Source organism: Jiangella muralis, from assembly GCF_001270745.1.
In the GTDB taxonomy this organism is placed as follows: Bacteria; Actinomycetota; Actinomycetes; order Jiangellales; family Jiangellaceae; genus Jiangella; species Jiangella muralis.
The window spans coordinates 385206-410048 of sequence record NZ_KQ434751.1 but is presented as its reverse complement, the minus strand read 5'-3'; the positions used below and the strand labels follow the sequence as shown (position 1 = coordinate 410048).

Here is a 24843-nt window from a genome sequence, read left to right as displayed (position 1 = left end):
GCCCGAGACCTTGTCGGTGGTGGGGTGTACATTTCTCAGTAGGTCGAACAGTCGTTCGAACATGATGCGGAGGCGGCCATGACTGTGGAGATTCAGGAGTACAGCAGGGTGGCGGGCGGCCACGGCCTGCCGGCCCGGCGCGCCCGGCCGCCCATGGGTCACGCGGCGCTCGATCTCATCGAGCACGCGCGCCTGTGCCTCGCCGAGGCCGCGTCGGCCGGTCACGCGGGCGACCGGTTCGCCGCGGCTCACCTGGCCGCGTTGCGGGCGGCGGCGGCCGTGCTGGCGGCGAAGGCCCGGCCGGCCGAGAGCGGGCGGGGCCGCGGGCGGCGCGGGCACGGTCCGCGCAACGTGTGGGACCTGCTGCCCGGGGTGGCGCCCGAGCTGGCCGAGTGGGCCGCCTTCTTCGGCGCCAACGCCGGCAAGCGGGCCGCCGCCCAGGCCGGCCTGCCCGGCGCGGTCACCCCCCGCGAAGCCGACGACCTCCTCCGCGAGGCCGACTCCTTCCTCGGGCTGGTCTGCGTGCTGCTCGGGCTGCCCTACCAGGAACCGCTCGACGGCCCGGTGGTCGCCCTGGTGTCCGGCGCTGCCTGAGCGCGCGGTTCCCGGGGCCGCCTGAGCCGCCGGCCGCCCGGCGCTGCCTGAGGCGTTGGCCGCGCGGCGCTGCCTGAGCCGCCGGCACACCCGCGCCGCCCGCGCCGCCGTCGTGAGCCGGGAAGTCCTGGGGCGCCCGCAGTGTTAAGACAGTTGTCCTGTCTGTCCGATGTCGGGAGAGCCGCCATGTCGAGCCGCAGCGAGCTGTATGAGCTCGTCGATGAGCCGTCCGAGCTGGAGTCGCCTGTTCTGGTCTACTGGTTCGACGGTTTCGTGGACGCGGGCCGGGCCGGCGGCGGGCTCGTCGACCATCTGCTCGCGACCCTCGACACCGAGGTCGTAGCGCGGTTCGACGTCGACGCGCTGATCGATTACCGGGCGCGGCGGCCGGAGATGCGCTTCGCCGACGGTGCGTTCCAGGAGTACGACGCGCCGGAGCTGACGCTGCGGCTGGTCCGCGACGACGTCGGCGCGCCGTTCCTGCTGCTGTCGGGCCCTGAGCCGGACGTGCGGTGGGAGGCGTTCGTGGCCGCCGTCACCGACCTCGTGGAACGGCTGGGCGTGAAGTTGGCCATCGGCGTGCACGGCATCCCGAACCCGGTGCCGCACACCCGTCCGCTGAGCGTCCTCACCCACGCCAACCGGCCGGGACTGCTCGACGACTCCGCGTTGGTGGACGTCGAACTGCGGGTGCCGGGCAACATCTCGTCGCTGCTGGAGTACCGGCTCGGCCAGACCGGCCACGACGCCATCGGGCTGGTCGCCCGCGTCCCGCACTACCTCGCCGAGTCCGAGTACCCGCAGTCGTCGCTGACGCTGCTGCGGGCGCTGAGCGCCAGCACCGGCCTGCTGCTGCCGTCCGGCGAACTGGCCGAGGCCGCCCGCCGCACCGACGAGTTGGTCCGCGAGCAGGTCGAGGGCAACGACCAGGTCGCCAAGGTCGTCCACGCGCTGGAGAACCAGTACGACGCGTTCGCCGGCGGCGACGCCCGTGGCAGCCTCATCGCCGAGCAGCGGGCCGTGCCCAGCGCCGACGAGATCGGCGCCGAGCTCGAGCAGTTCCTCGCCGACCTCGACGACTCCGGTGATGACGGCGACGGCGAGGACGACGACCGGTAGCGGCTACTCGCCGCCGTCCGACGGGCGGCGCATGCGGTTGGTGATGTTGTCGAACAGCTTGCCGCCGGCGTCGCCCACACCGTTGACGATGTCGCGCAGCGAGCTGATCAGCGGGTCGGACGTGCGGCTCCACGACTCCTGGTACGACTTCGCCGCGTTGCGCACCTCCTGGTTGATGGAGGCGTCGCGGTCGCCGGAGCGGCGCGGGTAGTCGCCGGCCAGGATGCGGCTGTACTCGCCGGAGGCCGCCCAGCGGTCCAGCTCGGCCAGCCGGACGACGGCCTGCGGGTGCGTGCGGCCCATCAGGCTCATCAGCTTGATGACGCCGTCGCGGGCGTCTTCGCCGGCGTCGTACTCGCGCGCCTGCTGCAGGAACGCGTCGATGTCCATCTCGGCCAGCCGCGAGCCGCCGGCCATCTTCATCAGCGAGCGCTTCGCGGCGTCGGGGTCCTGCGACGCCAGCAGGCCGGCGCGGTCGGCGGACAGTTCGGACTTGCGCTGCCACTCTTCGAGCGCGAACACGATGGCGCGCAGCCCGACGTAGCCGAGCGGGATCCACGCGACCCGCAGCGCCAGCCGCGTCAGCATGAGCAGCAGCGTGCGGTAGACGGCGTGCCCGGACAGGATGTGCCCGACCTCGTGGCCGACGGCGAAGCGCCGCTCCTCGGCGTCGAGGAGGTCGAACAGCCCGGTGGTGACGACGATGAACGGCCGGTCGGTGCCGATGGCCATCGCCCGCGGGTTCGGGTCCTGGATGACGTACAGTTCGGGCCGCTCGACGTCGAGGATGTGGGCGGCGTCGACGACGTCCTGGTAGACGGCGCGGAACTGGGTCTCGCCGACCCGGACGGCGCTGGACAGGTAGTGCAGCCGCAGGCTGCGCTCGTTGAACAGGCCCGACATCTTGCGCAGCACGGTGTCGAACCCGCGCAGCGACCGCATGGCGACCAGCGCGCCCCGGTCGGCCGGGTGCTCGTACGCGCGCGAGCTGAGGTCGGGGAAGCGGACGCGGCTACGGTCGGGCTCAGTCGTCATGCTGCCCATCGTAGACCGGGGTATTGACAATGCACATACTCGGTATACATGCTGTCCCTCCACAGAGACCCGAAGCCCGAGGGGGAGCACGTTCGTGGGCGTCACGCGCCGCATCGTCCTGCCGACGATCAAGATCCTGCTGCTGGCCGTCATCGCGGTGGCCGCGGTCCGCCTCGCCTTCGGCGGCGACGAGTCCACCGCCGACGACGACCCGGCGACGCCGTCGGTCCAGATCGTCCAGCCCGAGGTCCCGGCCAGCATCGGGACCGTGGTCAACACCGTCGAGGTCGAGGGCACCATCACGGCCGACGCGCCGACGCCGGTCCGCGCGACCGACGCCGGCGAGGTGACGACGTTCCTGGCCGACCCCGGCGACATCGTCGAGGAGGGCGACCCGCTGCTCGAAGTGGTCTTCGAGGAGGAGGGCGAGCCCACCACCGAGACCGACGACGAGGGCAACGAGGTCGAGGTGCCGGGCGAGCCGGTCCGCCGGTTCCGCACCATCGAGGCGCCCGCCGCCGGCACCGTCGGCGAGTTCGACGTGCTGAAGGGCGAGACGGTCGCGGTCGGCGACGCCGTCGGCACCATCTCGACCGGGGGCTTCACGGTGTCCGGCTCGCTGTCCGCGGAGCAGCAGTACCGGCTGGTCAGCGGCCCGACGTCGGCCGAGGTGCAGGCCCGCGGCGGCCCCGCCCCGTTCGCCTGCACCGACCTGCGCACGGGCCGGTCCGCGGGCGGCGGAGGTGACGGCGGCAGCGAGAGCGGCGGCGGCGACGAGGCCGGCGCGGCGCCGGATGACCCGATCGCGCCGGACCAGAGCGGCGGCGGCTCCAGCACCGCGATCTCCTGCACGGTCCCGCCCGACGTGACGGTGTTCGACGGGCTGGCCGCGACGATGGTGATCGAGGCGGGCCGGGCCGAGAACGTGGTGGTGGTGCCGGTCACCGCGGTCGAGGGTTCGTTCGAGGCGGGCAACGTGTGGAAGGCCGGCCCGGACGGCGAGCCGGTGGAGACGCCGGTGACGCTGGGCCTCACCGACGGCGAGCTGGTCGAGATCCGCGAGGGCCTGGCCGAGGGCGAGTCCGTCCTCGAGTTCGTCCCCGGCGGCAGTTCCGAGGACGAGGAGATGCTCGAGCCCGGCATGGTCGGCGACGCCGGATGAGCCTCATCGAACTGGACGGCGTCGGCCGGACGGTGTTCCTGCCCGACGGCGACCGCCTGGAGATCCTGCGCGGCGTCACGCTGACCATCGAGGCCGGCGAGCACGTGTCGATCGTCGGCCGCTCCGGGTCGGGGAAGTCGACGCTGCTCAACCTCATGGGCCTGCTCGACACCCCGTCCGACGGCGAGTACGTGCTGGAGGGCCGGCCGACCCGCGGGCTGTCGCAGCGGCAGCGCGCCCGGCTCCGCGGCGCCGGCTTCGGCTTCGTGTTCCAGCAGTTCAACCTGCTGCCCGGCCGCACGGCGCTGCAGAACGTCGCCGCGCCGCTGCTGTACTCCGGCGGCCGCGACTTCTGGCGCCGGAACCGGCTGGCCGCGGACATGCTGGAGCGGGTCGGCCTGGGCGACCGGGCCGACACCATGCCGGAGAAGCTGTCCGGCGGCGAGCAGCAGCGGGTCGCCATCGCGCGCAGCCTGATCCGCTCGCCCCGGGTGATCCTCTGCGACGAGCCGACCGGCGCGCTGGATGTGCAGACCGGCACCGAGATCATGGACCTGCTCGACGCCATCGCGGGGGAGTCCGGCGCCACCCTGGTCACCATCACGCACGACACGATGGTCGCCGCGCGGGCGCACCGGCACTACCGCCTCGACGCCGGCCTGCTCGGCCCGCTGGACCCGGCCACGCTGGCGCCGGCCCGTCAGGTGGTCGCGTCGTGACGGGACTGGTCGCGGCGTTCGTCGAGGCGTGGGACGAGGTCCGCATCCACAAGGTCCGGGTCATCGTGTCGCTGATCGGCGTGCTGATCGCCGTCGCCGCCATGACGGTGATCACCGCCCTGGGCGACATGGCCCGGCAGGCCAACGCCGAACATTCCGAGCGGACCAGCGGCCGGGCCGCGACGCTGCAGGTCAACGCTTGGTCGATGGACGGGACGCAACCGGCGGCGGACACGCTGACCAGCGCCTACGCCGAGGTCGTCGAGCGGCATGCGGTCGAGTACTCGTCGCTGCTGAGCACCACGGAGCTGCGGGTTCAGTTCACCGAGGGCGCCGAGCCGGTGTGGGCGAGCTACGTCGACCGGCCGTACGGCGAGATGCATCGCATCGAGCCGGCGCACGGCCGCTGGTTCAGCGCCGCCGACGAGCGCCGGTTCGCCCCCGCGATCGTCGTCAACGAGGCGTTCCACCAGCGGCTGGGCGAGCCGGACCTGCGCACCAACCCGACGGTGGTGCTGGCCGGCGAGCGGCCGGTCCGGGCCACCGTCATCGGGGTGACGCCGAACGCGTACAGCGACGAGATGCCGTCGGTGTACCTGCTCCAGGCGCACCAGCAGCAGTGGGGCATCCAAGGGATGTACGACAGCGCGCCGCTGCTGGAGCTGTGGGTGCCGCCGGAGAACGCGGAGGAGTTCACCGAGGTGGTCCGCGCCGACCTCGCCGGCCTACTCGGCCAGGACCTGCAGATCGAGGTCTACCGGCTGGACCCGACCGACTTCGACGTCATCGACGGCCAGCTGCAGTGGGTCGTCCGCGGCGTCAGCGTCATCGCGCTGGGCATGGGCGCGCTGGGGCTGCTGAACATCGCGCTGGTGACGGTCCGGTACCGGGTCCGCGAGATCGGTGTCCGGCGCAGCTTCGGCGCGACCTCCGGCCGGGTGTTCTTCTCGGTGATGATGGAGAGCGTGTTCGCGACGGCGGTCGCCGGCCTCGCCGGGGTGGTGCTGGCGGTCGCGATCGTCAAGAACGTGCCGATCGACGAGCTGATCGGCGGCAGCGTCACCGACGTGCCGGAGTTCCCGGTCCGGGCCGCGGTCGAGGGCCTGGTCGCGGCGACGGTGGTCGGGGCCCTGGCCGGGATCGTCCCCGCCACCGTCGCCGTCCGCGTGAAGGTGATCGACGCGATCCGCTTCTAGTCGATGGCGATCACCGTCGTGCTGGAGGTGGCGGCGTAGCCGACCAGGCCGAGGTAGGGGAGGTCCGGGTCGAGGCCGGTCCAGGTCACCGTCACCTCGGCGGGGTCGCCGGCCCGGGCGGGCAGCGGGTCGGGCGCGACGGTCGCGGTGCCGGTCGCATCCGCCCCGACGGCGAAGGTGCGCAGCGAGAAGTCGACCGGGCCGCCGTCCGGGCTGGAGAACAGGTGCACCAGCGCGGTGTACGTCCCCGGCCCGGGCGAGGTGAGGTCGACGCGCTCGCTGGCCGCGCCGGTCGCGCCGTTCACCGGCAGCTCGGCGCCGTCGGGACCGTAGAGGTAGAGGTCGTAGTCGGCCGACTCCTGGGCCGCGACGAGGTCGAAGCGGGCCAGCGACGTGCCGTCGGGCACCTCGAACTCCACCACCTGCGACGACCCGTTGCCGGCCGGGTCGGGCGCCTCGCCGGGCGTGAGCGACCCGTCCGTCACGGTGCCCGGCACCAGGCCGCGCAGCGTGAGGTCGACGTCGCCGGTGGTGGACGTGGTCACCGCGTAGGTGGCCGAGCCGTCGGCGGCGGTCGCGGCGACTTCGGCCGGCGCGGCGACGGCGACCGGGCGGGCCACAATCGGGCTGCGCACCGTCGTGCCGGCGCCGCTCCAGGTCAGCGTGCCGTGCGCGTACTCGTCCAGCGCCGCCCGGGTGCGGGTGAGGGTGACCTCGAACGTCTTGCTCTGCCCGGGCCGGCCGAAGTACAGGACCGACGGGGTGACTCGCGCGGTGAAGCCGGGCACGTCGACGCTCGCGCGGTACAGCCCCGGCGTGACGGCGGTGACGGTGCGGGTGACGGTCTGCCGCCCGGCCAGCGCGCCGACGGCGATGGACGGCTGGTTGAGGTCGGACGGGTCGATCGGCTCGACGCCCGGGACGCCGGTGTCCTCGCCGGTGCCCTCCAGGAACGCCAGCCAGTCGGCGGTGCCCGACTCGTACACCAGGCCGGGCGCCAGGAACCGGGCCGGGTCGACGTGCCCGGCGCCGGCGTGGAAGCGGTCGCGGTCCGGCTGGCCGGAGGGGGCGACGAGGTCGTACGCCGTCGTCATCATCGCCGACTTCACCGCGGCGGCCGACCAGTCCGGCTGCTCGGCCCGGATCAGCGCGGCCAGCCCCGCGACGTGCGGCGCCGCCATCGACGTGCCGGAGAGGAAGTCGAAGTCGTTGCCGTCGTGCGGGCCGGGCGCGACCGCCGCGAGCACGTCGACGCCCGGCGCGGAGAGGTCCGGCTTGAGCAGGTCGCCGCCGTTGGCCAGGGCCGGACCGCGGGACGAGAACCCGGCCAGCACCGGCGTCGGCGTCGGCGGCAGGTCGGTCTGGTCGCCGGGCAGCAGCGCCGCCGTGGCGCCGTCGCCGGCCGCGTACTCCCGGATCGCCGCGGCGTCGTCGGCCCCGACGTGCGTCGTCGGCAGCAGGTGGAAGTCGGCGTTCAGCGTCTCGGCCGGGTCCAGGTTGCCCAGCACGACGGCGACGCCGCCGGCCCGCTGGACCTCCGCCGACTTCGCGACGCGGTCGTAGACGCCGCGGTCGCAGATGACGACGGCGCCCGCGGCGGCCGCGTCGTCCAGCGACGACGGCCCGCACAGCGCCGCCTCGTCCGGCTCGACGCCCGCGGCAGGGATCTCGCGGGCGTCGACCAGTGGGGTCTGCTCCGGCAGGCCGGTGTCGCTGATCATCGAGCCGCGGAAACGCCGGCCGTCGCCCAGCTCGACGGTGCCTTCGTAGTTCTGGTGCGTGCTGGCCGCGACGGTGGTGACCCACGGGCTGTTGTGCGCGACGGTCGACTCGCCCGGTCCGGAGTTTCCGGCCGACGCCGACACGAACACGTTCGCCGACGCCGCGGACAGGAACGCCAGCTCGACCGGGTCGACCAGCGTGTCGGTGGCGCCGGAGATGGAGTAGTTGATGACGTCGACGCCGTCGAGGATGGCCTGATCGATGGCGGCGACGGAGTCGGACGGGTAGCAGCCGCCGGTGTTCTCGTCATCGTCCTGCCAGCACACCTTGTACGCCGCGATCGACGCGCCCGGCGCCATGCCCGACCCGGCGCCGAACTCGCGGCCGTTCACCGCCATCGGCACGCCGTGGTTCCCGGCCGCCGTGCTCGCGGTGTGGCTGCCGTGGCCGTCGCCGTCACGGGTGGACAGGTGCTCGTCCGGGTCGCGGTGCTCCGGCGGCACGTTCGCGACGAAGCCGTCGTCGTAGTAGCGGGCCGACACGAGCTTGCCGTTGCACAGGTCGGCGGTCCAGTCCTCGCCGGTCTCGCACTCGCCGGTGAACGTGTCGCCGTTCGCCTTGAGCACCGCGGTGCCGGTGTCCGACGTCCGGTAGGCGACGCCGGTCTCGCCGGTCGGCCCGTCCGCCAGCTCCGGGCCGGCGAACGACGCGCTCTCGGGCCAGATGCCGGTGTCGATGACCCCGACGACGACGCCCCGGCCCGCCTCGGCCGCCCCGCCGAGCGACGACCACACGCCGTCGTCGCCGGTCAGGCCGAGGAACTCCGGCGACGCGACGGTGTCGGCGGCGCGCGGGACGTCCGGCACGACGGCGAGCACCCGCGGGTCGGCGGTCAGCTCGGCGGCCTGCTCCGCGGTCAGCTCGGCCGCGAACCCGTTCACCGCGACGGTGTACTGGTAGTGCGGCTCGGCGCCGACCTCGCCCGCGACCTCGCGCTGCCGCTCGTCCAGGTGCTCGCGGTACGCGCGGACCGCGCGGTCGCCGGCCCGCAGTCGTTCGCCGTCGCCCGGAGCCGTCGCGTCGAGGCCGCGCACCCCGCCCTCGTAGCTGGCCGCGGGCGCTCCCGTCAGCACGACGACGTAGGGGCCGGCGGCGAGGCTGCGCGGCGTGGGCGCGGGCGGCCGGTCCGGTGCGGCGGCGGCGGTCGAGGCGGCGGCCACGGCGACGACGCTGGCGAGCGCGGCGACGAGGCGGGTACGGCGGGGCGGGCGCGCCACGGGCATCCTCCGGGGAGTGGTGACATTCGTCATGGGCCGGCCCCGCATCGGTCATCGAGGCCGGTGACATCGCCCACCGGATCTGGCCGCGTGCCCCGGCCACGATGGGGTCATGGCGAACATCGAACCATTCCAGGCGGCCCGAGGAGGGCGACATGGCTGAGGTCATCGAGGTCTCCGGGGTGCGCCGCAGCTACGGCGACTACGAGGCGGTGCGCGGCGTGACGTTCTCCGTCGCGCGGGGCGAGCTGTTCGCGCTGCTCGGCACGAACGGCGCCGGCAAGACGTCCACCCTCGAGGTGGTCGAGGGACTGGCCCGGCCCGCCGGCGGCCGGGTCCGCGTGCTCGGCCGCGACCCCTACGCCGACCGCGCCGCCGTCCGGCCGCGCATCGGCGTCATGCTGCAGCAGGGCGGCTTCCCGGCCGACCTCACGGCGGCGGAGACGGCGACGATGTGGGCGGGGACGCTGACCCGGCCCCGTCCGGTCGCCGAGGCGCTGGAGCTGGTCGACCTCGCGCATCGCGCCGGCGTCGCCGTCAAGCAGCTCTCCGGCGGCGAGCGGCGCCGGCTCGACCTCGCGCTGGCCGTCCTGGCCCGCCCGGAGGTGCTGTTCCTGGACGAGCCGACCACCGGGCTGGACCCGGAGAGCCGGCGCAACACCTGGCGGCTGGTGCGGACGCTGCTCGACGACGGCGTCACGGTGCTGCTCACGACCCACTACCTCGACGAGGCCGAGGAGCTGGCCGACCGGCTGGCGATCATGCACCAGGGCCGCATCGTCCGCACCGGCACGGTCGCCGAGGTCGTCGCGTCGCAGCCGGCGACGGTGTCGTTCACGCTGCCGCCGTCCGTGCCGCGGGACCGGTTGCCCGAGCTGCCCGGCACGTTCGCCGTCGATGACGGGCGGCGGGTCGAGCTGCACACCGGCACCATGCAGGCGACGCTGACCGGGCTGCTGGTGTGGGCCCGCGACCACGACGTCGAACTGCGCGACCTGTCCGCCCGGCCGGCGTCGCTGGAACAGGCGTTCCTGGCGGTGGCGTCGTCGGACGGCGTGGAGACCGAGCGAGCGGAGGTGGCGGCATGAGCGCCGTCCTGACGGCCGGGTCGGCACGCCGGGTGCGCGCGCTGGCGGCGGCGGAGCTGCGGCTGCTGGTGCGCAACCGCACGGCGATGTTCACGGCGCTGGCGCTGCCGGTGCTCACGGTGGCGGTGCTCAGCTCGATCGGCTTCGGCGAGGAGACCGACCTGCCGCTCGGCGCCGTCGTCGTGACGATGCTGACCGGGTTCGCGCTGCTGTACGTCGTCTACTACAACCTGGTGTCGGCGTACGTGGCCCGGCGCGAGGAGCTGGTGCTCAAGCGGCTGCGGGTCGGCGAACTGCGCGACGGCGAGATCCTGGCCGGCACCGCGCTGCCGTCGATCGTCGTGGCGGTGGCGCAGGTCGTGCTGACCGCGGCCGTCTCGGCCGTCGCGTTCGGCCTGGACACGCCGCCGAACGTGCCGCTCGCGCTGCTGGCCGTCGCCGCCGGCGTGGTGATGTTCGTGCTGCTCGCCGCCGCGTCCACCGCGATCACCCGCAACGTCGAGATGGCGCAGGTCAGCACGTTGCCGGTGCTGTTCCTCTGCATGGGCAGCCTGATCTTCTCCGGCGTCGTCATGCCGGCCGAGTCCGTGCCCGAGCGCGTCAATGAGGTCGTCCGGTTCATCCCGCTGACCCCTGTCGTCGACCTCGTCCAGCTCGGCCTGACCGGGCAGACCCGCGACGGCGACACCGTCGGGTTCGGCGCCAGCTGGTCCGAGGCCGCCGTCCCGGCCGCGATCCTCGTGGCCTGGATCGCGATCGGCGTGTGGGCGCTGCGGCGCTGGTTCCGCTGGGAGCCGCGAGGCTGAGGCCGCGCGTGACAAGCTGATGCCCGTGTCGATGGTGAGCCGGTGGTGGGAGGAGCGGAGCGCGCCGCAGCGCTTCGACCTCTACACCCGCGGCACCCTGTACTCCATGCTGGCGGCCGAGCCGCTGGTGGCGCTGCTGATCGCGTCGTCCAGCGAGGACCTCGGCTCGGCCGCCGCGATCGGCGTCTTCGTCGCCCTCGCCGCCGCGCACGCCGGCATCGGCGTCGTCGTCCTGCGCGGCGGGCTGGCCTGGTACCTGGGCCGCGGCGTCTGGCCGTACCGGTGGACGGTGGCGCTGCTCGCGGCGACGGTGTGCGTGGCGGGCGCGGCGGTGGCGGCGTTCGGCTGGATGGCGCCGCCGGAGCCCGGTGTCGTCAGCGGCGCCGTCGCGACGCAGTTCGCCGTCATCATGGTGTCCGGCTTCACCGTCGGGGTGCTGACGCCGCGACTGGACAGCCCGCGGCTGACCCTGCTCGCGCTGCTGTTCGGCGCCGTGATCGCCGGCGTCGCGTACGTCAGCGACTGGCCGCGGCCCAGCGCCCTCGGCACCGGGCTGGCCGCCGTGTTCGCCTACCTCGGCGGCTGGTCGGCGTTCCGGGCGTCGGTGTGGATGCTCGGCATCGTGTGGGAGCTGGACCGGTCCCGGCAGGTGCAGGCCGACCTCGCCGTCGCCGAGGAACGGCTGCGGTTCGCCCGCGACCTGCACGACATCCTGGGCCGCAACCTGTCCGTCATCGCCGTCAAGAGCGAGCTGGCCGCCGCCCTGTCGCGCCGCGGCCGCGACGACGCGGGCGACGAGATGATGGCGGTGCGCGACATCGCCCAGGAGTCGCTGCGCGAGGTCCGCGAGGTGGTGCGCGGCTACCGCGAGGTCGACCTCACCACCGAACTGGCCGGCGCCCGCTCCGTCCTGCGCTCGGCCGGCGTCGCCACCCGCGTCGTCGGCGAGGTGTCGCCGCTGCCGCCCGACGTGCAGGCGGTGCTCGGCTGGGTGGCCCGCGAGGGCACCACCAACGTGCTGCGGCACAGCTCCGCGTCGACCTGCCTCATCACCGTCGCGCGGTCCGCCGGGAGCGTCACGCTGACCATGGAGAACGACGGCGCGCGTTCACCGGCGGGAGGCGCCGGGTCCGGGCTGTCCGGGCTGGTGGAGCGGCTGTCCGAGCTGGGCGGCTCGCTGACGGCCGACCGGCTCGACGGCGACCGGTTCCGGCTCTCCGCCCGGGTGCCGTCGGAGGTGGCGTCGTGATCCGTGTCCTGCTCGCCGACGACGAGAACCTGATCCGGTCCGCGCTGCGGGCGCTGCTGTCGCTGGAGGACGGCATCGAGGTCGTCGCCGAGGCCGCCACCGCCGACGAGGCCCTGGCCATGGCCCGCACCTTCACCCCCGACGTCGCCGTGCTGGACCTGCAGCTGCCCGACCGCGACGGCATCGCGCTGGCGGCCGAACTGCACGTGGCCGTGCCGGGGTGCCGCACGATGATCGTCACCAGCCACGGCCGGCCCGGGTACCTCAAGCGGGCGCTCGCCGGGGGAGTGGGCGGCTTCCTCCCCAAGACCGTGTCGGCGTCGGTGCTGGCCCAGGTCGTCCGGACCGTCCACGACGGCGGCCGCTACGTCGACCCGGAACTGGCCGCCGAGGCCATCAGCGCCGGCGACAGCCCGCTGACGGCGCGAGAGTCCGACGTGCTGGAACTGGCGGCCGAGGGCGCGCCGGTCGAGGAGATCGCTCGGCGGGCGGCGCTGACCCCCGGGACCGTGCGGAACTACCTCTCCTCCGCCGCGTCGAAGCTCGGCGCCGCGAACCGGCACGAGGCCGTCCACGTCGCCCGGCGTCATGGGTGGATCTGAGGCTGTTGTTGGTTGGCCGGGACGCTGGCCGCTCGTGGTTGGCGGTTTGGTGGGCCCAGGGCGCCAGTCATCCGCCAACCATCGGCGGCCGCGCACGGTCGGAGCGGACTCCTCCCGCTCCATGCCGTCGCCGCGTCGAGCCGTGCGAGTCGTGGTAGGCATGACCCTCCCGGCCCGGGTGGGGCCCACCCTATGGGCGGGCACCGACAACGTCGCGCCGCGAACCGTCGCTCCGCCCGGCTTCCGTGATGATCCAGGATCCGACCCCCTATACGTGGTCGGATCCTGGATGATCATGGAACCAGCACGTCGCCCGGCGGCGGCGGGGGAGCGGGCGCCAGGTCGGGATCGTCCGCCGCGAAGGTGCGGACGGGGCCGGGCGGGGTGGCCGCCGTCTCGAAACGGACCGTGACCCGGCCGCGTCCGGACCCCCACACCCAGCCGGCGCCGTGCGCCGCGTGCACGACGTCCATGCCGGGGGACCAGCCGCGGCGTTCGTGCAGGACCTCCTCGACCTGGTCCACCGGGTCGGCCGGGTCGGCCGCGACGACAGCGGGCGCGGCGTCGGAGACGAAGAGGTCGTCCTGGACCCAGTCGGACAGGCCCGACACGCCGACGCCGAGGAGGCGGACGCCGCCGGCGGTGTCGAGGTCGGACAGCAGCTGGGTCGCCACCCACGACAGCATGCGCACGTCGTCGGTCGGGGCGGGCAGGGTGGCCGACCGGGACAGCGTGGTGAAGTCGTGCAGCCGCGTCTTCAGCGTGATCGTCCGCCCCGACAGCCCGGCCTTGGCCAGCCGCTCCGCCACCCGACCGGCCAGCCGGGCGACGATGGCGGCGAGCAGGGCGGGGTCGGTGAGGTCGCGGTCGAAGGTGTCCTCGACGCTGACGGACTTCGACTCGCGGTCGGCGCTGACCGGCCGGTCGTCGCGGGCCAGCGACAGGCGGTGGAGGGAGCGGCCGTGCGCGTCGCCGAGGAGGTCGACGAGGTCGGGCTCGGTGATGCGGGCGAGCTCGCCGACGGTCTTGACGCCGAAGCGGGCCAGCCGGGCCGCCGTCGCCGGGCCGACGCCGGGGAGGGCGCGGATCGGCAGCGGGTGCAGCACGTCCAGCTCGGTGCCCGGCTCGATGACCACCAGGCCGTTGGGTTTGGCCTGCTCGGAGGCGATCTTCGCCATCAGCTTGGACGCCGCCACGCCGACGGAGGCCGTCACGCCGGTGTCATCGACGATCGTCGATCGCAGCGAGCGGGCCAGCGCCCGCGCCTCATCCGCCGTCGACGGCACCCCGCCGGCGCTCCCGGCGAGGTCGACGAACGCCTCGTCCAGCGACAGCGGCTCGACCACCGGCGACAACGCCCGCAGCCGGGCCATGACGACCGTGCTGACCGCCCGGTACACGCCGAACCGGCCGGACAGGTAGGCGGCGTTCGGGCAGCGCGAGCGCGCCTCGCTCATCGACATCGCCGACCGGACGCCGAACACGCGCGCCTCGTAGGACGCCGTCGACACGACTCCGCGCGGCCCCAGCCCGCCGACGATGACCGGTTTGCCGCGAAGGGACGGCTTGTCGCGCTGCTCGACCGAGGCGAAGAATGCGTCCAGGTCGAGATGGAGGACGCGCATGCCCCGATCGTCGCACGCGGCACCGACGTTCGACGCCGATGGCTGCGGTACGGTTGCGCCGCGACCGGAGTTCACGCCGGAGTGAGAGAAGGTTCCGATGACCGCGATCGTCGTGGGCTACGTCCCCAAGTCCGAGGGCCGGGCGGCACTGCGCCGGGCTGCCGAGGAGGCGCGGCTGCGCGGTGCGCGGCTGATCGTCGTCAACTCCGCCCGGGGCGGCCGCGACTTCGACGACGACGACGCCATCCGCGCCGACGCCGAGCTGGCCACCGTCAGCCAGCAGCTGAAGGACGCCGGCATCGAGGCGGAGGTGCGCCAGCTGGTGCGCGGCATGGACGTGGCCGAGGACCTCATCGCCGTGGCGGAGGAGAACGCGGCCGACTTCATCGTCATCGGCCTGCGCCGCCGCAGCCCGGTCGGCAAGTTGATCTTGGGAAGCAACGCTCAGCGTATCCTCTTGGATGCACCATGCCCGGTCCTGGCCGTCAAGGCCGAGGACGAGGACTGATAAGGACAACCGTGACCACCCTGTACCTGGCCGGCACCCCCGACGCCGACGCGCTGTTGGCCCGAGATCCGTTCGCGCTCCTCACCGGCATGCTGCTGGACCAGCAGGTGCCCATGGAGAAGGCGTTCTCGGGCCCGGCCGTCATCGCCGAGCGCATGGGCGCCGACCACCTCGACCCCGCGGCCATCGCCGCGCACGACCCCGAAGCGTTCGCCGAGATCTTCTCCCGCACGCCCGCCGTGCACCGCTTTCCGGGGTCGATGGCCGGACGGGTTCAGAAGGTCGCCGCGTACGTCGCCGAGCACTACGGCAACGACGCCACGAACATCTGGGCCGACGCCGCCACCGGCAAAGAGCTGCTGAAGCGGCTCAAGGCGCTGCCCGGGTTCGGCGAGCAGAAGGCCAAGATCATGGTCGCGCTGCTGGGCAAGCAGATCGGCGTCCGGCCCGACGGCTGGCGCGAGGCGGCCGGCGACTACGGCGCCGAGGGCGCCACCCGGTCGGTGGCCGACGTCGTCGATGCCGAGACGCTGCTGCAGGTCCGGGCCACGAAGCGGGAGATCAAGCGTGCGGCGAAGGCCTAGGGGGTGTCGGACGGATCTTCGGCGGCACGGATCGACGCCCAGGCGCCGACCAGCTGCGTTGTCGTCGTCGGCCGATGGCTCCGCATCGACCTCCTCCTCCGCCTTGCTGGACGACGCCTGGACGCCGCCCGCATCCACCAATATCCGTCCGACACCCCCTAGCAGCGATGCGACCGGCTGACGCCCAGCGCCTGCTCGGGGCGCTGGCCGGCGTCGACGCACCCGTGGGGTTCGCGGTCTTCGACGAGGAGCACCGCTTCCTCGCCATCAACGCCGCCCTCGCGGAACGCTCCGGCAAGGGCATCGCCGACCACCTCGGGCGGATGCCGGTCGACGTGCTGCCGCCGGAGCTGGCCGCGCACACCGACGAGATGATCGAGCGGGTCCTGCGCACCGGCGAGTCCGTCGAGACCGAGGAGCCCGCCGTCTCCGGGCGCACCGACACCTACCACTTGCACTCGTCCTGGTACCTGGTCGACGAGGGCCGCGGCCGCGAGGTGGCCATGTTCGTCGTCGACGACACCTCGCACCAGCGCGCCATCTCGTCGCTGCGCCGCAGCCGGGCCCGCAACGCGCGGCTGCTGGAGGTGTCCGACGTGCTGTCGCGGGCGGTGACGGTGCGCGAGGTCGCCGACGGCGCCGCCGCCATCGGCCGGCGCAACGTGCAGGCGCTGCGCACCGCCGTCACGCTGATCGGCGGCAACGCCCGCCCGTACCCCGTCACCACCGGACTCGCCGAGGGTGACGCCGTTCCCGCCTGGCCGCACCAGGCCGTCACGCCCACCGACGAGGTGCTGCGCAGCGGCTGGCCGATGTTCCTCGGCAGCCGTGACCGCGCCCGCGCCGCCGCGCCCGGCGACCCCGTCTTCGGCGAGTTCCTCGACCACACCGACGAACGCGCCTGGGCGGTGCTGCCGCTGGCCGGCGAGGACGGCTGCGTCGGCGCCGTCCGGTTCTCCTTCGCCACCGAGCAGGCGTTCGACTCCGACCAGTGCCGGTTCCTGCGCGCCGTCGCCCAGCAGTGCTCGCTCGCGTTCGCCCGGGCCCGGCTGTTCGAGCGGGAGCGGACGGCGGCCGCGTCGCTCAGCCAGGGGCTGCTGCCGCGGCGGCTGCCGACGGTGGCCGGGGTGGAGCTGGCCGCGCGCAGCCGCACCGACGTGGGCGAGCACTCCGTCGGCGGCGACTGGTACGACGCCCTGGTGATGCCCGACGGCGAGCTGGGCCTGGTGGTCGGCGACGTCATGGGGCACGGCGTCACGGCGGCCAGCGCGATGGGCGAGATGCGGGCGGCGCTGCGGGCGCTGGCGCTCACCGACCCCGACCCCGCGGCGGTGCTCGGCGGACTCGACCGCCTGGTGGAGCGCGACGACGCCGTCGAGATGGTCACCGTCGTGTATGCGCTGGTCGACCCCATCAACGGGACCGTCCGCGTCGGCGACGCCGGGCACCTGCCGCTGATCCGCATCCCCGAGGTGGGCGCCGTCGAACTGGTCGACGCCGGCGCCGGCACCACCCCGATCGGCGTCACCGAGCCGCGGTCGACGCAGTCGGTGCGGCTGTGGCCCGGCGACGTGCTGATCGCGTTCACCGACGGGCTGATCGAGAGCCGGCTGCGCTCGCTGGAGGAGGGTTTCGCCCAGCTGCTGCGCTGCCTCGAAGAACAGCGCGGGGTGCCGCTCGAGGAACTGCTCGACGCGGTCGTCCGGTGCATGCAGATCGACGGCGCCGCCGACGATCAGACGATTCTCGCGCTACGGTGGGCCGGGCGGTGAGACATCGGCGTGGACGGCGGCCTTTCGGGATGAAGGGGACCCGTGCCCTGTGCCACAATGATGTGTTGCCATCGCCACCTCGCGTACTGCGCTGCCCCTAAACCAAGACATCGAGAGGTCGTACGTGTCGTCGAGCTCGCCCAGCACCAAGAACGCCCGGATCCTGGAGCTGCCGTCGGTCCAGGCGCTCGTCACCCAGGGACGGAAGTCGGGCTCGGTCACCGCCGAGGACGTCCGGGTCGCGTGCGGTACGGCCAACCTGGCGATGAAAGAGAGCCGGTTCGTTGTCGAGCATTTGAAGTCGACCGGTATTACCGTCGAGGTAGCGGCGGCGGACTCGCGGAGTCCGCGCAAGCGTGTTGCCGCGGCAACGTCCACCCGTCCCACAGCGGTGGCGACCGCGGCAGCCAAGACGTCCGAGCCGGCGGCCAGGAAAGGCGAGGGATCTGTGAAAACGGCGGTGAAGAAGGCGAAAGCCGACGTCCACGACACGGCTGAGGCCGGCCTTGCTGAGGAGCCCGCCGCGGCGGCGCCGAAGGGCCGTGGCCGCAAGAAGGCCGCGAAGACGGCCGACACGCCGGCGAAGGAGGGCGGCACCGGTACGGAGGGTGAGCCCGACGCCGGTGAGCTGGCCGCCGAGGAAGCCAAGATCGAGGACGAGGGCTTCATCCTCTCCGAGGACGACGACACCGACGAGCCGGAGCAGCAGGTCGCCGTCGCCGGCGCCACCGCCGACCCGGTCAAGGACTACCTCAAGCAGATCGGCAAGGTCCCGCTGCTGAACGCGGGCGAGGAGGTCGAGCTCGCCAAGCGCATCGAGGCCGGCCTGTTCGCCGAGGAGAAGCTCGCCGAGCAGGGCGACACCATGCCGGCGAAGCTCCGCAACGAGCTGGAGTGGATCGCCGAAGACGGCCGTCGCGCCAAGAACCACCTGCTCGAGGCCAACCTCCGCCTCGTCGTCTCGCTGGCGAAGCGCTACACCGGCCGCGGCATGCTGTTCCTGGACCTCATCCAGGAGGGCAACCTCGGCCTCATCCGCGCCGTCGAGAAGTTCGACTACACCAAGGGCTTCAAGTTCTCCACCTACGCCACCTGGTGGATCCGGCAGGCCATCACCCGCGCCATGGCCGACCAGGCCCGCACCATCCGCATCCCGGTGCACATGGTCGAGGTCATCAACAAGCTGGCCCGGGTGCAGCGGCAGATGCTGCAGGACCTCGGCCGCGAGCCCACCCCGGAGGAGCTGGCCACCGAGCTGGACATGACGCCCGAGAAGGTCGTCGAGGTCCAGAAGTACGGCCGCGAGCCCATCTCGCTGCACACCCCGCTCGGCGAGGACGGCGACAGCGAGTTCGGCGACCTCATCGAGGACTCCGAGGCCATCGTCCCGGCCGAGGCGGTCTCGTTCACGCTGCTGCAGGAGCAGCTGCACGCGGTCCTCGACACCCTGTCCGAGCGCGAGGCCGGCGTCGTGTCCATGCGCTTCGGCCTGACGGACGGCCAGCCGAAGACCCTCGACGAGATCGGCAAGGTCTACGGGGTCACCCGTGAGCGGATCCGCCAGATCGAGTCGAAGACCATGTCCAAGCTGCGCCACCCGTCCCGGTCCCAGGTACTGCGCGACTACCTGGACTGATCCTCCACGCATCGACGGCCCCGCCCGGACCCCCGGGCCGGGGCCGTTCTCGTGTGCTGGTGACACAATCGGCCGATGACGCGCATTCTCGTGCCGTACCACCTCGACGAGCACCGGCCGGGCCTCGACGTGCCGTATGAGCCGGACGTGACGGTGACGCGGGAACTGGCCGGTGACGACGTCTGGGCGCGGCTGGCCGGGCTGTACGGGGAGGTCGCCGAGCTCGTGGCGGGAGCGGTGCGCGACGACGAGGCGCCGCTGGTGATGTCCGGCGACTGCATGGTCTCGCAGGCGATCGTCGCGGGCGTGCAGCGGGCGACCGGTGCGCCGCCGTCGGTCGTGTGGTTCGACGCGCACGGCGACGTGCAGACGCTGGAGACGACGGCGTCGGGATATCTGGGCGGGATGCCGCTGCGCATGCTGGCCGGCTACCGGCCGGAGCTGCTCGCCGACGGGCTCGGGATGACGCCGGTGCCCGAGGACCGCATCGTCCTGGTCGACGGGCGCGACCTCGACCCGCCGGAGCGCGACTACCTGACCGCGTCGGAGGTCCGGCAGGTCTTCACCGCCGAGCTCGACGCGGACGCTGTGCCGCCCGGCCCCGTCTACCTGCACCTCGACCTCGACGTCGTCGACGGTGACCTGCTGCCGGGCCTGCTGTTCCCCGCCCCCGGCGGGCCGTCGGCCAGCGACGTGGGCCAGGCGGTGCGCCGCGTCCTCGGCACCGGACGGGTGGCCGCCATCGGCCTCGGTTGCACCTGGCACGACGGGCACGGCGCGGCCGCGCGGGTCCGCGCCGCACTGCCGTTCTGAGCACGAGGGCGTGGGTGCGGGCACCTTGGCACGCCTGGCCATGCGGGAGATCGGGACGAATCGGGCACTGGAGTGACGGTCAGCCTTGCCAAGAGCGTGGCCAGGCGTGCCAAGCTAGGCCGACCGGCGGTGGACGATCTCGATGTTGCCGCTGATCCGGCGGGCGCCGAACCCCGCGAACAACGCGTTCGACCCGTCGTTGGTCTCGTCGACCTCGGTGTAGAGCTCGCCGTCGTGCTCTGCCAGGGCGGTGTCGAGCTGCGGGTCGCCGCAGTCGGCCTCGGTTGCACCTGGCACGACGGGCACGGCGCGGCCGCGCGGGTGCGAGCCGCCCTGCCGTTCTAGACCCCCGCATACACTTGGCGGCATGTCGTCCTCGGGCCAGCTGACGCCGCGTCGATCCGTGCCGCCGGCCCTCGCGGCCACCCTGCCGGTCTTCGTCCTCGTGCTGCTCATGTGGGCCGAGGAGATCGTCGACTCGCTGCCGGGCGTCGACCTCGACCAGTACGGCATCCGCCCGCACGACGCCGAGGGTCTGGTCGGCATCGTCACGGCGCCGTTCCTGCACGGCGGGTTCGGCCACCTGATCGCCAACACCGGCGCGTTCCTGGTGCTGGGCTGCCTCATCGCCATGACGACGGGCCGGTTCTGGCCGGTGACGATCGGCGTCGCACTGGTCGGCGGGTTCGCCACCTGGCTGGCGGCGTCGCCGAACAGCGTGCACATCGGCGCCAGCGGGCTGGTCTACGGCTACGCCGCGTTCCTGGTGGCGTGGGGCGTGTTTAGTCGCCGGGCGCTTGCCGTGGTCGTCGCGGTCATCGTGGTGCTGATGTACGGCGGCATCGTGGTCGGCGTGCTGCCCGGCCAGCCCGGCATCTCGTGGCAGGGCCACCTGTTCGGCGCCCTGGCCGGCGTCCTCATGGCGTGGCTGCTGCGGGGGAGCGCGGCGAAGAGTCCCGCGTGAACCGCATGTCCATCCAGTGCCGCCACTGACCGTCGTCCAGGCGCTCCCAGCGCGCGTCCATCCGGTCCGCGCCGACGACGAGCCGCGCCCGCGTGTCGGGCCCGGCCAGCAGCACCACCCCGGGCGACTCCAGCCCGACGGTCATCGTGCCGGTGGCGCCGTCGCTGTCGTAGGAGCGCGCGACGTCGCCCTCGAACACCTCCAGCGCCTGGTACCGCCGCCCGTCGAGGGTGACGTCGACGTGGTGCAGCAGGAAGTGCCCGCCGGGCAGCCACTCGTACACGTCGCTGCCCTCGATCCGCAGCACGGGGTCGCCGACGGTCTCGCCGCTCGACCGCCAGGCGCCGACCAGCGCGTCCAGTTCCTTCATGGTCTCTCCCAAGCTAGGCTGTGTAAGCAACTTCTTACACAGCCTAACGGGGAGGGGACGTGGACGACGCACTGCGGGCGGTCGCCGACCCCACCCGGCGGGCGATCATGGAGTTGGTCCGCGACGGCGAGCGCAGCGCCGGCGACATCGCGACGCGGTTCCCGGCGATGAGCCGGCCGGCGGTGTCGCAGCATCTGCGGGTGCTCGCCGACGCCGGTCTGGTGGACGTGCGCCGCGACGGCAACCGCCGGCTCTACGCGCTGCGTCCCGAGGGCCTGGACGACGCGGCGGGGTTCATCGAACGCATGTGGTCGGCGCAGCTGCGCCGGCTCAAGGGTGTGGTCGAAGCCGACCGCGAGGCTGACGCCAGTCCCCGACGATGAGTGGAGAACGAGTGATCGAGCAGAGCATCCGCATCGACGCGCCGCCGGAGCGGGTCTGGGCCTTCTTCACCGACTCGGAACTTCTCCAGCGCTGGTGGGGCAGCGCCGAGGCGGATCCACGCCCCGGCGGCCTGCTGCGCGTCGCGATGGACGGCGGGCCGGACCCGGTGATGCGCGGCGAGTTCGTGGAGCTGGCGCCGTACGAGCGGCTGGTGTTCACGTTCGGCTGGGAGCCGGCGCCCGGCGTGCCCGACGTCGCGCCCGGCGGCTCGCGGGTGGAGATCAGGCTCCGGCCGGACGGGACCGGCACCATCGTGGACCTCCGCCACGATGGTCTGCCGGCGACGCTGCGCGGCGAGACCACCGACGGCTGGCGGATAATGCTCGGCCGCCTCGCGAACGAGGCGGCCGCCGGGCCTGCAAAGTGAGAAAGTCAGTCGGTGACGGGGGTGGGCTGCGGCGTGAGGCGGTCGGTCTCGTCGTGCCATTCGAGCGCGACGGGGCGGAGCTTCGCCTCGTGCCGGCGGCCGTGGTGACCGCAGAAGAGGAGGTCACCCTCCTTGAGGACGACGCGGATGTACGCCTGGGCGCCGCAGCTGTCGCAGCGGTCAGTGGCCTTGAGAGGGCTGGTAGCGAGAGCCGTAGTAGTCACGTCGCCTGCCTTCCTGATCGTTGGTCCACCGAATGGAACCGGTGGTGTCGTGCATCCGTACCAACATGTAACCACCCCCAGACGTTCCCGCATCTCGAGCGGTCGATGGTTCGCTCTGCGCGTAATCGACGCGGCTGTGACACTGGTCACCTGATCGAGTCGTCAACACGTTCGGACGAGGTCCCGCCAGCGCGCCTGCGCGGGTTCCGTCGGTGGCAGGGCATACGCTGGCAGCGCATGTGCTCACCGCAAGGAGGAACCGACACGTGACCGTCCAGCGCGCCGAGGCCCCGACCGCAGGTGGCGACTACACCGCCCGCCACCTCTCGGTGCTCGAAGGGCTGGAGGCCGTGCGCAAGCGGCCCGGCATGTACATCGGCTCGACCGACTCCCGCGGCCTCATGCACTGCCTCTGGGAGATCATCGACAACGCCGTCGACGAAGCGCTCGGCGGGTTCTGCGACCGCGTCGAGGTCGTCCTGCACGCCGACGGCTCGGCCTCGGTCAGCGACAACGGCCGCGGCATCCCGGTCGACACCCATGCGAAGTCGGGCCTGTCCGGCGTCGAGGTCGTCTACACCAAGCTGCACGCCGGCGGGAAGTTCGGCGGCGGCTCCTACGCGGCCACCGGCGGCCTGCACGGCGTCGGCGCCAGCGTCGTGAACGCCCTGTCGGTGCGGGTCGACGTCGAGGTCGACCGCAGCGGCCGCACGCACGCCATGTCGTTCCGGCGCGGCGAGCCCGGGGTGTGGGACGGCGACGGCCCCAAGGGGTCGTTCGCGCCGTTCACCGACCACTCCGAGCTGCGCATCACCGGCCGGGTCGCCAAGCGGGTCACCGGCACCCGGGTCCGCTTCTACGCCGACCGCCAGATCTTCCTGGCCGACGCCACCTACTCGTGGGACGACCTCATCTCCCGCGCCCGCCAGACGTCGTACCTGGTGCCGGGGCTGCAGCTGGTGGTCCGCGACGAGCGGGCCGACGACGTCGTCGAGGAGACGTTCCGGCACGACGGCGGCATCAGCGAGTTCGTCGAGTTCCTCAGCCCGGGCGCGGCGGTCACCGACGTGCTCCGGCTCACCGGCGAGCAGACCTTCCGCGAGACCGTCCCCGTCCTCGACGACGACGGCCAGCTGGTCAGCAAGGACACCGAGCGGGTCTGCGAGGTCGACGTCGCGCTGCGCTGGGACACCGGCTACGACACCGTCGGCCGTTCGTTCGTCAACGTCGTGGCCACGCCGAAGGGCGGCTCCCACGTCACCGGTTTCGAGCAGGGCCTGCTGAAGGCGCTGCGCGACCAGATCAAGGTCAACGCGCGCCGGCTCAAGGCCGGCAACGACAAGATCGACAAGGACGACGTCCTCGAGGGGCTCACCTCGGTGGTCACCGTCCGCCTCGACGAACCGCAGTTCGAGGGCCAGACCAAGGAGGTGCTCGGCACCGCGGCGGTGCGCTCCATCGTCTCCACCGTCGTCGAGCGCGAGCTGAAGGCCCTGCTGACGTCCACCAAGCGTGGCGACAAGGCGCAGGCCGCGGCGCTGCTGGAGAAGGTCGTCGCGGCGGCGAAGGCCCGGGTGGCGGCCCGGCTGCACAAGGAGACGGTCCGTCGCAAGAACGCACTCGAGACCAGCTCGCTGCCGACGAAGCTGGTCGACTGCCGGTCCAACAGCCTGGAGCGGTCCGAGCTGTTCATCGTCGAGGGCGACTCCGCGCTGGGCACCGGCCGGTCGGCCCGCGACGCCGAGTACCAGGCGCTGCTGCCCATCCGCGGCAAGATCCTCAACGTGCAGAAGGCGTCCGTCGCCGACATGCTGAAGAACGCCGAGTGCGCCGCCATCATCCAGGTGCTCGGCGCCGGCAGTGGCCGCTCGTTCGACCTCGACCAGTCCCGCTACGGCCGGGTCATCCTGATGACCGACGCCGACGTCGACGGCGCGCACATCCGCACCCTGCTCATCACGCTCTTCTACCGGTACATGCGCCCGTTCGTCGAGGCCGGCCGGCTGTTCGCCGCCATGCCGCCGCTGCACCGCATCGAGCTGTCCAACCCGAAGAAGGGCCAGGAGAAGTACGTCTACACGTACACCGACGCCGACCTCGACCGCACCCTGCGCGAGCTCGCCCGCAAGGGCGTCCGGGTCAAGGAGACCCCGCAGCGCTACAAGGGTCTCGGCGAGATGGACCCCGAGCAGCTGGCCGAGACGACGATGGACCCCCGGCACCGCCGGCTGCGGCGCATCAACGCCAAGGACGCCGAGCAGTCCGAGCGGGTGTTCGAGTTGCTGATGGGCAACGACGTCGCGCCGCGCAAGGAGTTCATCATCGCCGGCGCCGCCGAGCTCGACCGCGCCCGCATCGACGCCTGACCGCTGGGAGATTCCTCACCCTTCTGATCGGAATAGTGTCCAGCCGCCCTGGTGACGGGCGCATCCAGTGCTTCGCGCGGTCCGGAGGCGGGCCTCCGCACCGGTAAGGTGGGCACGAACGAGCAGCCAGGGGGAGGTGGGACACATGGTCACCGCCTCCCGAACCGTGCTCCGGGATGTCGTCGCCGCCCTCCTCGCCGCCGGTCTCGTCGTGCTGGCGGCGGCCATGGTCAGCGCGGGCACCGACACCGTCCGCGGCATCGGCCCGGCCATCCACCCGGCCGCCGAGATCACCCCCAACTCGCTGCCGCGCATCGACGGCGATCAGCAGTTGCTCGACGACGCCACCCGGCAGACCGTCGACGACGGCCACGCACCCACCGGCGACCACGCCGGCCCCGACTCCGCCGTCGTCGTCCTCGACGACGCACCCGCCGGCCAGGCGCCCACCACGGCGGACACGGTCCGCGACACCACCGCGCGGCCCGCCGCGCCGGCCCCCGCCGGCACGGCAGACGGCCGCGCCCCTCCCGAACCCGTCGCCGCCTGACCGTCCCGTCCGTGCGAATGTGCCCCTGCGACGCTCCGCAGGCGGCACCAT

The 24843-nt window shown here is 73.1% G+C and carries 25 protein-coding genes; 19 read left to right on the top strand and 6 right to left on the bottom strand.

The window, feature by feature from the left end:
• Window positions 1–78 precede the first annotated feature (78 nt).
• Window positions 79–594 (top strand): SAV_6107 family HEPN domain-containing protein, encoded by a 516-nt coding sequence (locus ACW62_RS01865; protein ID WP_053202366.1) that lies wholly within the window; start codon window positions 79–81, stop codon window positions 592–594.
• A gap of 186 nt (window positions 595–780) precedes the next feature.
• Entirely contained in the window at window positions 781–1713 is a 933-nt protein-coding gene (locus ACW62_RS01860; protein WP_053202365.1) for a proteasome assembly chaperone family protein, read from the top strand.
• A gap of 3 nt (window positions 1714–1716) precedes the next feature.
• On the opposite strand, the gene ACW62_RS01855 is transcribed toward ACW62_RS01860, so the two are convergent.
• The gene (locus ACW62_RS01855) at window positions 1717–2748 is read right to left on the bottom strand and encodes a M48 family metallopeptidase (RefSeq protein WP_053202578.1); all 1032 of its coding nucleotides are present in this window, start codon (window positions 2746–2748) and stop codon (window positions 1717–1719) included.
• A gap of 94 nt (window positions 2749–2842) precedes the next feature.
• Between ACW62_RS01855 and ACW62_RS01850 the strand changes: the two genes are divergently transcribed.
• From ACW62_RS01850 to ACW62_RS01840, 3 genes are read left to right on the top strand one after another with little or no spacing between them, the layout of a single operon-like run.
• Window positions 2843–3910, top strand: coding sequence for a permuted SH3 domain-containing protein (locus ACW62_RS01850; RefSeq protein WP_053202364.1), 1068 nt, complete (start codon window positions 2843–2845; stop codon window positions 3908–3910).
• Window positions 3907–4629 carry an ABC transporter ATP-binding protein gene (locus ACW62_RS01845; protein ID WP_053202363.1) on the top strand — a complete coding sequence of 241 codons (723 nt, stop codon included), beginning with the start codon at window positions 3907–3909 and terminating at the stop codon, window positions 4627–4629. Before ACW62_RS01850 ends, ACW62_RS01845 begins: the two co-directional genes overlap by 4 nt.
• A complete protein-coding gene (locus tag ACW62_RS01840) occupies window positions 4626–5825 on the top strand; it encodes an ABC transporter permease (RefSeq protein WP_053202362.1) in 1200 nt (399 codons plus the stop codon). Before ACW62_RS01845 ends, ACW62_RS01840 begins: the two co-directional genes overlap by 4 nt.
• On the opposite strand, the gene ACW62_RS36105 is transcribed toward ACW62_RS01840, so the two are convergent.
• A complete protein-coding gene (locus ACW62_RS36105; RefSeq protein WP_053202361.1) occupies window positions 5822–8824 on the bottom strand; it encodes a S8 family serine peptidase in 3003 nt (1000 codons plus the stop codon). The genes ACW62_RS01840 and ACW62_RS36105 overlap by 4 nt on opposite strands.
• Window positions 8825–8979: 155 nt before the next feature.
• Between ACW62_RS36105 and ACW62_RS01830 the strand changes: the two genes are divergently transcribed.
• From ACW62_RS01830 to ACW62_RS01815, 4 genes are read left to right on the top strand one after another with little or no spacing between them, the layout of a single operon-like run.
• Complete coding sequence (locus ACW62_RS01830) at window positions 8980–9912, top strand: ABC transporter ATP-binding protein (protein WP_053202360.1); 933 nt, start codon at window positions 8980–8982, stop codon at window positions 9910–9912.
• A complete protein-coding gene (locus ACW62_RS01825; RefSeq protein WP_053202359.1) occupies window positions 9909–10718 on the top strand; it encodes an ABC transporter permease in 810 nt (269 codons plus the stop codon). Before ACW62_RS01830 ends, ACW62_RS01825 begins: the two co-directional genes overlap by 4 nt.
• A gap of 31 nt (window positions 10719–10749) precedes the next feature.
• The gene (locus ACW62_RS01820; RefSeq protein ID WP_240477216.1) at window positions 10750–11967 is read left to right on the top strand and encodes a sensor histidine kinase; all 1218 of its coding nucleotides are present in this window, start codon (window positions 10750–10752) and stop codon (window positions 11965–11967) included.
• Window positions 11964–12569, top strand: a complete 606-nt coding sequence (locus tag ACW62_RS01815; RefSeq protein ID WP_053202357.1) for a response regulator transcription factor — start codon at window positions 11964–11966, stop codon at window positions 12567–12569. The genes ACW62_RS01820 and ACW62_RS01815 overlap by 4 nt, the downstream gene beginning before the upstream one ends.
• Before the next feature lie 293 nt (window positions 12570–12862).
• On the opposite strand, the gene ACW62_RS01810 is transcribed toward ACW62_RS01815, so the two are convergent.
• Entirely contained in the window at window positions 12863–14194 is a 1332-nt protein-coding gene (locus ACW62_RS01810; protein ID WP_053202356.1) for a DNA polymerase IV, read from the bottom strand.
• Between the two features lie 97 nt (window positions 14195–14291).
• Here ACW62_RS01810 and ACW62_RS01805 point away from each other — a divergent pair, with 97 nt between their 5' ends.
• The 5 genes from ACW62_RS01805 (at window position 14292) to ACW62_RS01785 (ending at window position 19507) form a co-directional block, all read left to right on the top strand.
• Window positions 14292–14702, top strand: a complete 411-nt coding sequence (locus tag ACW62_RS01805) for a universal stress protein (RefSeq protein ID WP_053202355.1) — start codon at window positions 14292–14294, stop codon at window positions 14700–14702.
• Window positions 14663–15286 (top strand): HhH-GPD-type base excision DNA repair protein, encoded by a 624-nt coding sequence (locus ACW62_RS01800; protein WP_053202354.1) that lies wholly within the window; start codon window positions 14663–14665, stop codon window positions 15284–15286. The genes ACW62_RS01805 and ACW62_RS01800 overlap by 40 nt, the downstream gene beginning before the upstream one ends.
• Before the next feature lie 167 nt (window positions 15287–15453).
• Entirely contained in the window at window positions 15454–17058 is a 1605-nt protein-coding gene (locus ACW62_RS01795; RefSeq protein ID WP_053202353.1) for a SpoIIE family protein phosphatase, read from the top strand.
• Between the two features lie 124 nt (window positions 17059–17182).
• On the top strand, window positions 17183–18694 hold the full coding sequence (locus ACW62_RS01790; RefSeq protein ID WP_053202352.1) for an RNA polymerase sigma factor: 1512 nt from the start codon (window positions 17183–17185) through the stop codon (window positions 18692–18694).
• Between the two features lie 75 nt (window positions 18695–18769).
• Window positions 18770–19507: an arginase family protein gene (locus ACW62_RS01785; RefSeq protein WP_083459022.1), complete on the top strand. Its 738-nt coding sequence runs from the start codon at window positions 18770–18772 to the stop codon at window positions 19505–19507.
• A 114-nt stretch (window positions 19508–19621) separates the two neighbouring features.
• On the opposite strand, the gene ACW62_RS01780 is transcribed toward ACW62_RS01785, so the two are convergent.
• Complete coding sequence (locus ACW62_RS01780) at window positions 19622–19804, bottom strand: hypothetical protein (protein WP_053202350.1); 183 nt, start codon at window positions 19802–19804, stop codon at window positions 19622–19624.
• Window positions 19805–19874: 70 nt separating this feature from the next.
• On the opposite strand from ACW62_RS01780, the gene ACW62_RS01775 reads away from it, so the two are divergent.
• Window positions 19875–20471: a rhomboid family intramembrane serine protease gene (locus ACW62_RS01775; protein ID WP_053202349.1), complete on the top strand. Its 597-nt coding sequence runs from the start codon at window positions 19875–19877 to the stop codon at window positions 20469–20471.
• Here the strand turns inward: ACW62_RS01775 and ACW62_RS01770 are convergent.
• Window positions 20425–20841: a hypothetical protein gene (locus ACW62_RS01770; protein ID WP_053202348.1), complete on the bottom strand. Its 417-nt coding sequence runs from the start codon at window positions 20839–20841 to the stop codon at window positions 20425–20427. The genes ACW62_RS01775 and ACW62_RS01770 overlap by 47 nt on opposite strands.
• Window positions 20842–20900: 59 nt before the next feature.
• Between ACW62_RS01770 and ACW62_RS01765 the strand changes: the two genes are divergently transcribed.
• Together ACW62_RS01765 and ACW62_RS01760 are read left to right on the top strand one after the other, a co-directional pair.
• Entirely contained in the window at window positions 20901–21224 is a 324-nt protein-coding gene (locus ACW62_RS01765; protein WP_053202347.1) for an ArsR/SmtB family transcription factor, read from the top strand.
• 11 nt (window positions 21225–21235) lie between these two features.
• The gene (locus tag ACW62_RS01760) at window positions 21236–21652 is read left to right on the top strand and encodes an SRPBCC family protein (protein ID WP_053202346.1); all 417 of its coding nucleotides are present in this window, start codon (window positions 21236–21238) and stop codon (window positions 21650–21652) included.
• 5 nt (window positions 21653–21657) lie between these two features.
• Here ACW62_RS01760 and ACW62_RS01755 read toward each other — a convergent pair whose 3' ends face one another.
• The gene (locus ACW62_RS01755) at window positions 21658–21876 is read right to left on the bottom strand and encodes a DUF7455 domain-containing protein (RefSeq protein ID WP_053202345.1); all 219 of its coding nucleotides are present in this window, start codon (window positions 21874–21876) and stop codon (window positions 21658–21660) included.
• 266 nt (window positions 21877–22142) lie between these two features.
• On the opposite strand from ACW62_RS01755, the gene ACW62_RS01750 reads away from it, so the two are divergent.
• Both ACW62_RS01750 and ACW62_RS01745 read left to right on the top strand, forming a co-directional pair.
• Complete coding sequence (locus ACW62_RS01750) at window positions 22143–24242, top strand: DNA gyrase/topoisomerase IV subunit B (protein WP_053202344.1); 2100 nt, start codon at window positions 22143–22145, stop codon at window positions 24240–24242.
• Between the two features lie 145 nt (window positions 24243–24387).
• Complete coding sequence (locus ACW62_RS01745; protein WP_053202343.1) at window positions 24388–24792, top strand: hypothetical protein; 405 nt, start codon at window positions 24388–24390, stop codon at window positions 24790–24792.
• Window positions 24793–24843 lie beyond the last annotated feature (51 nt).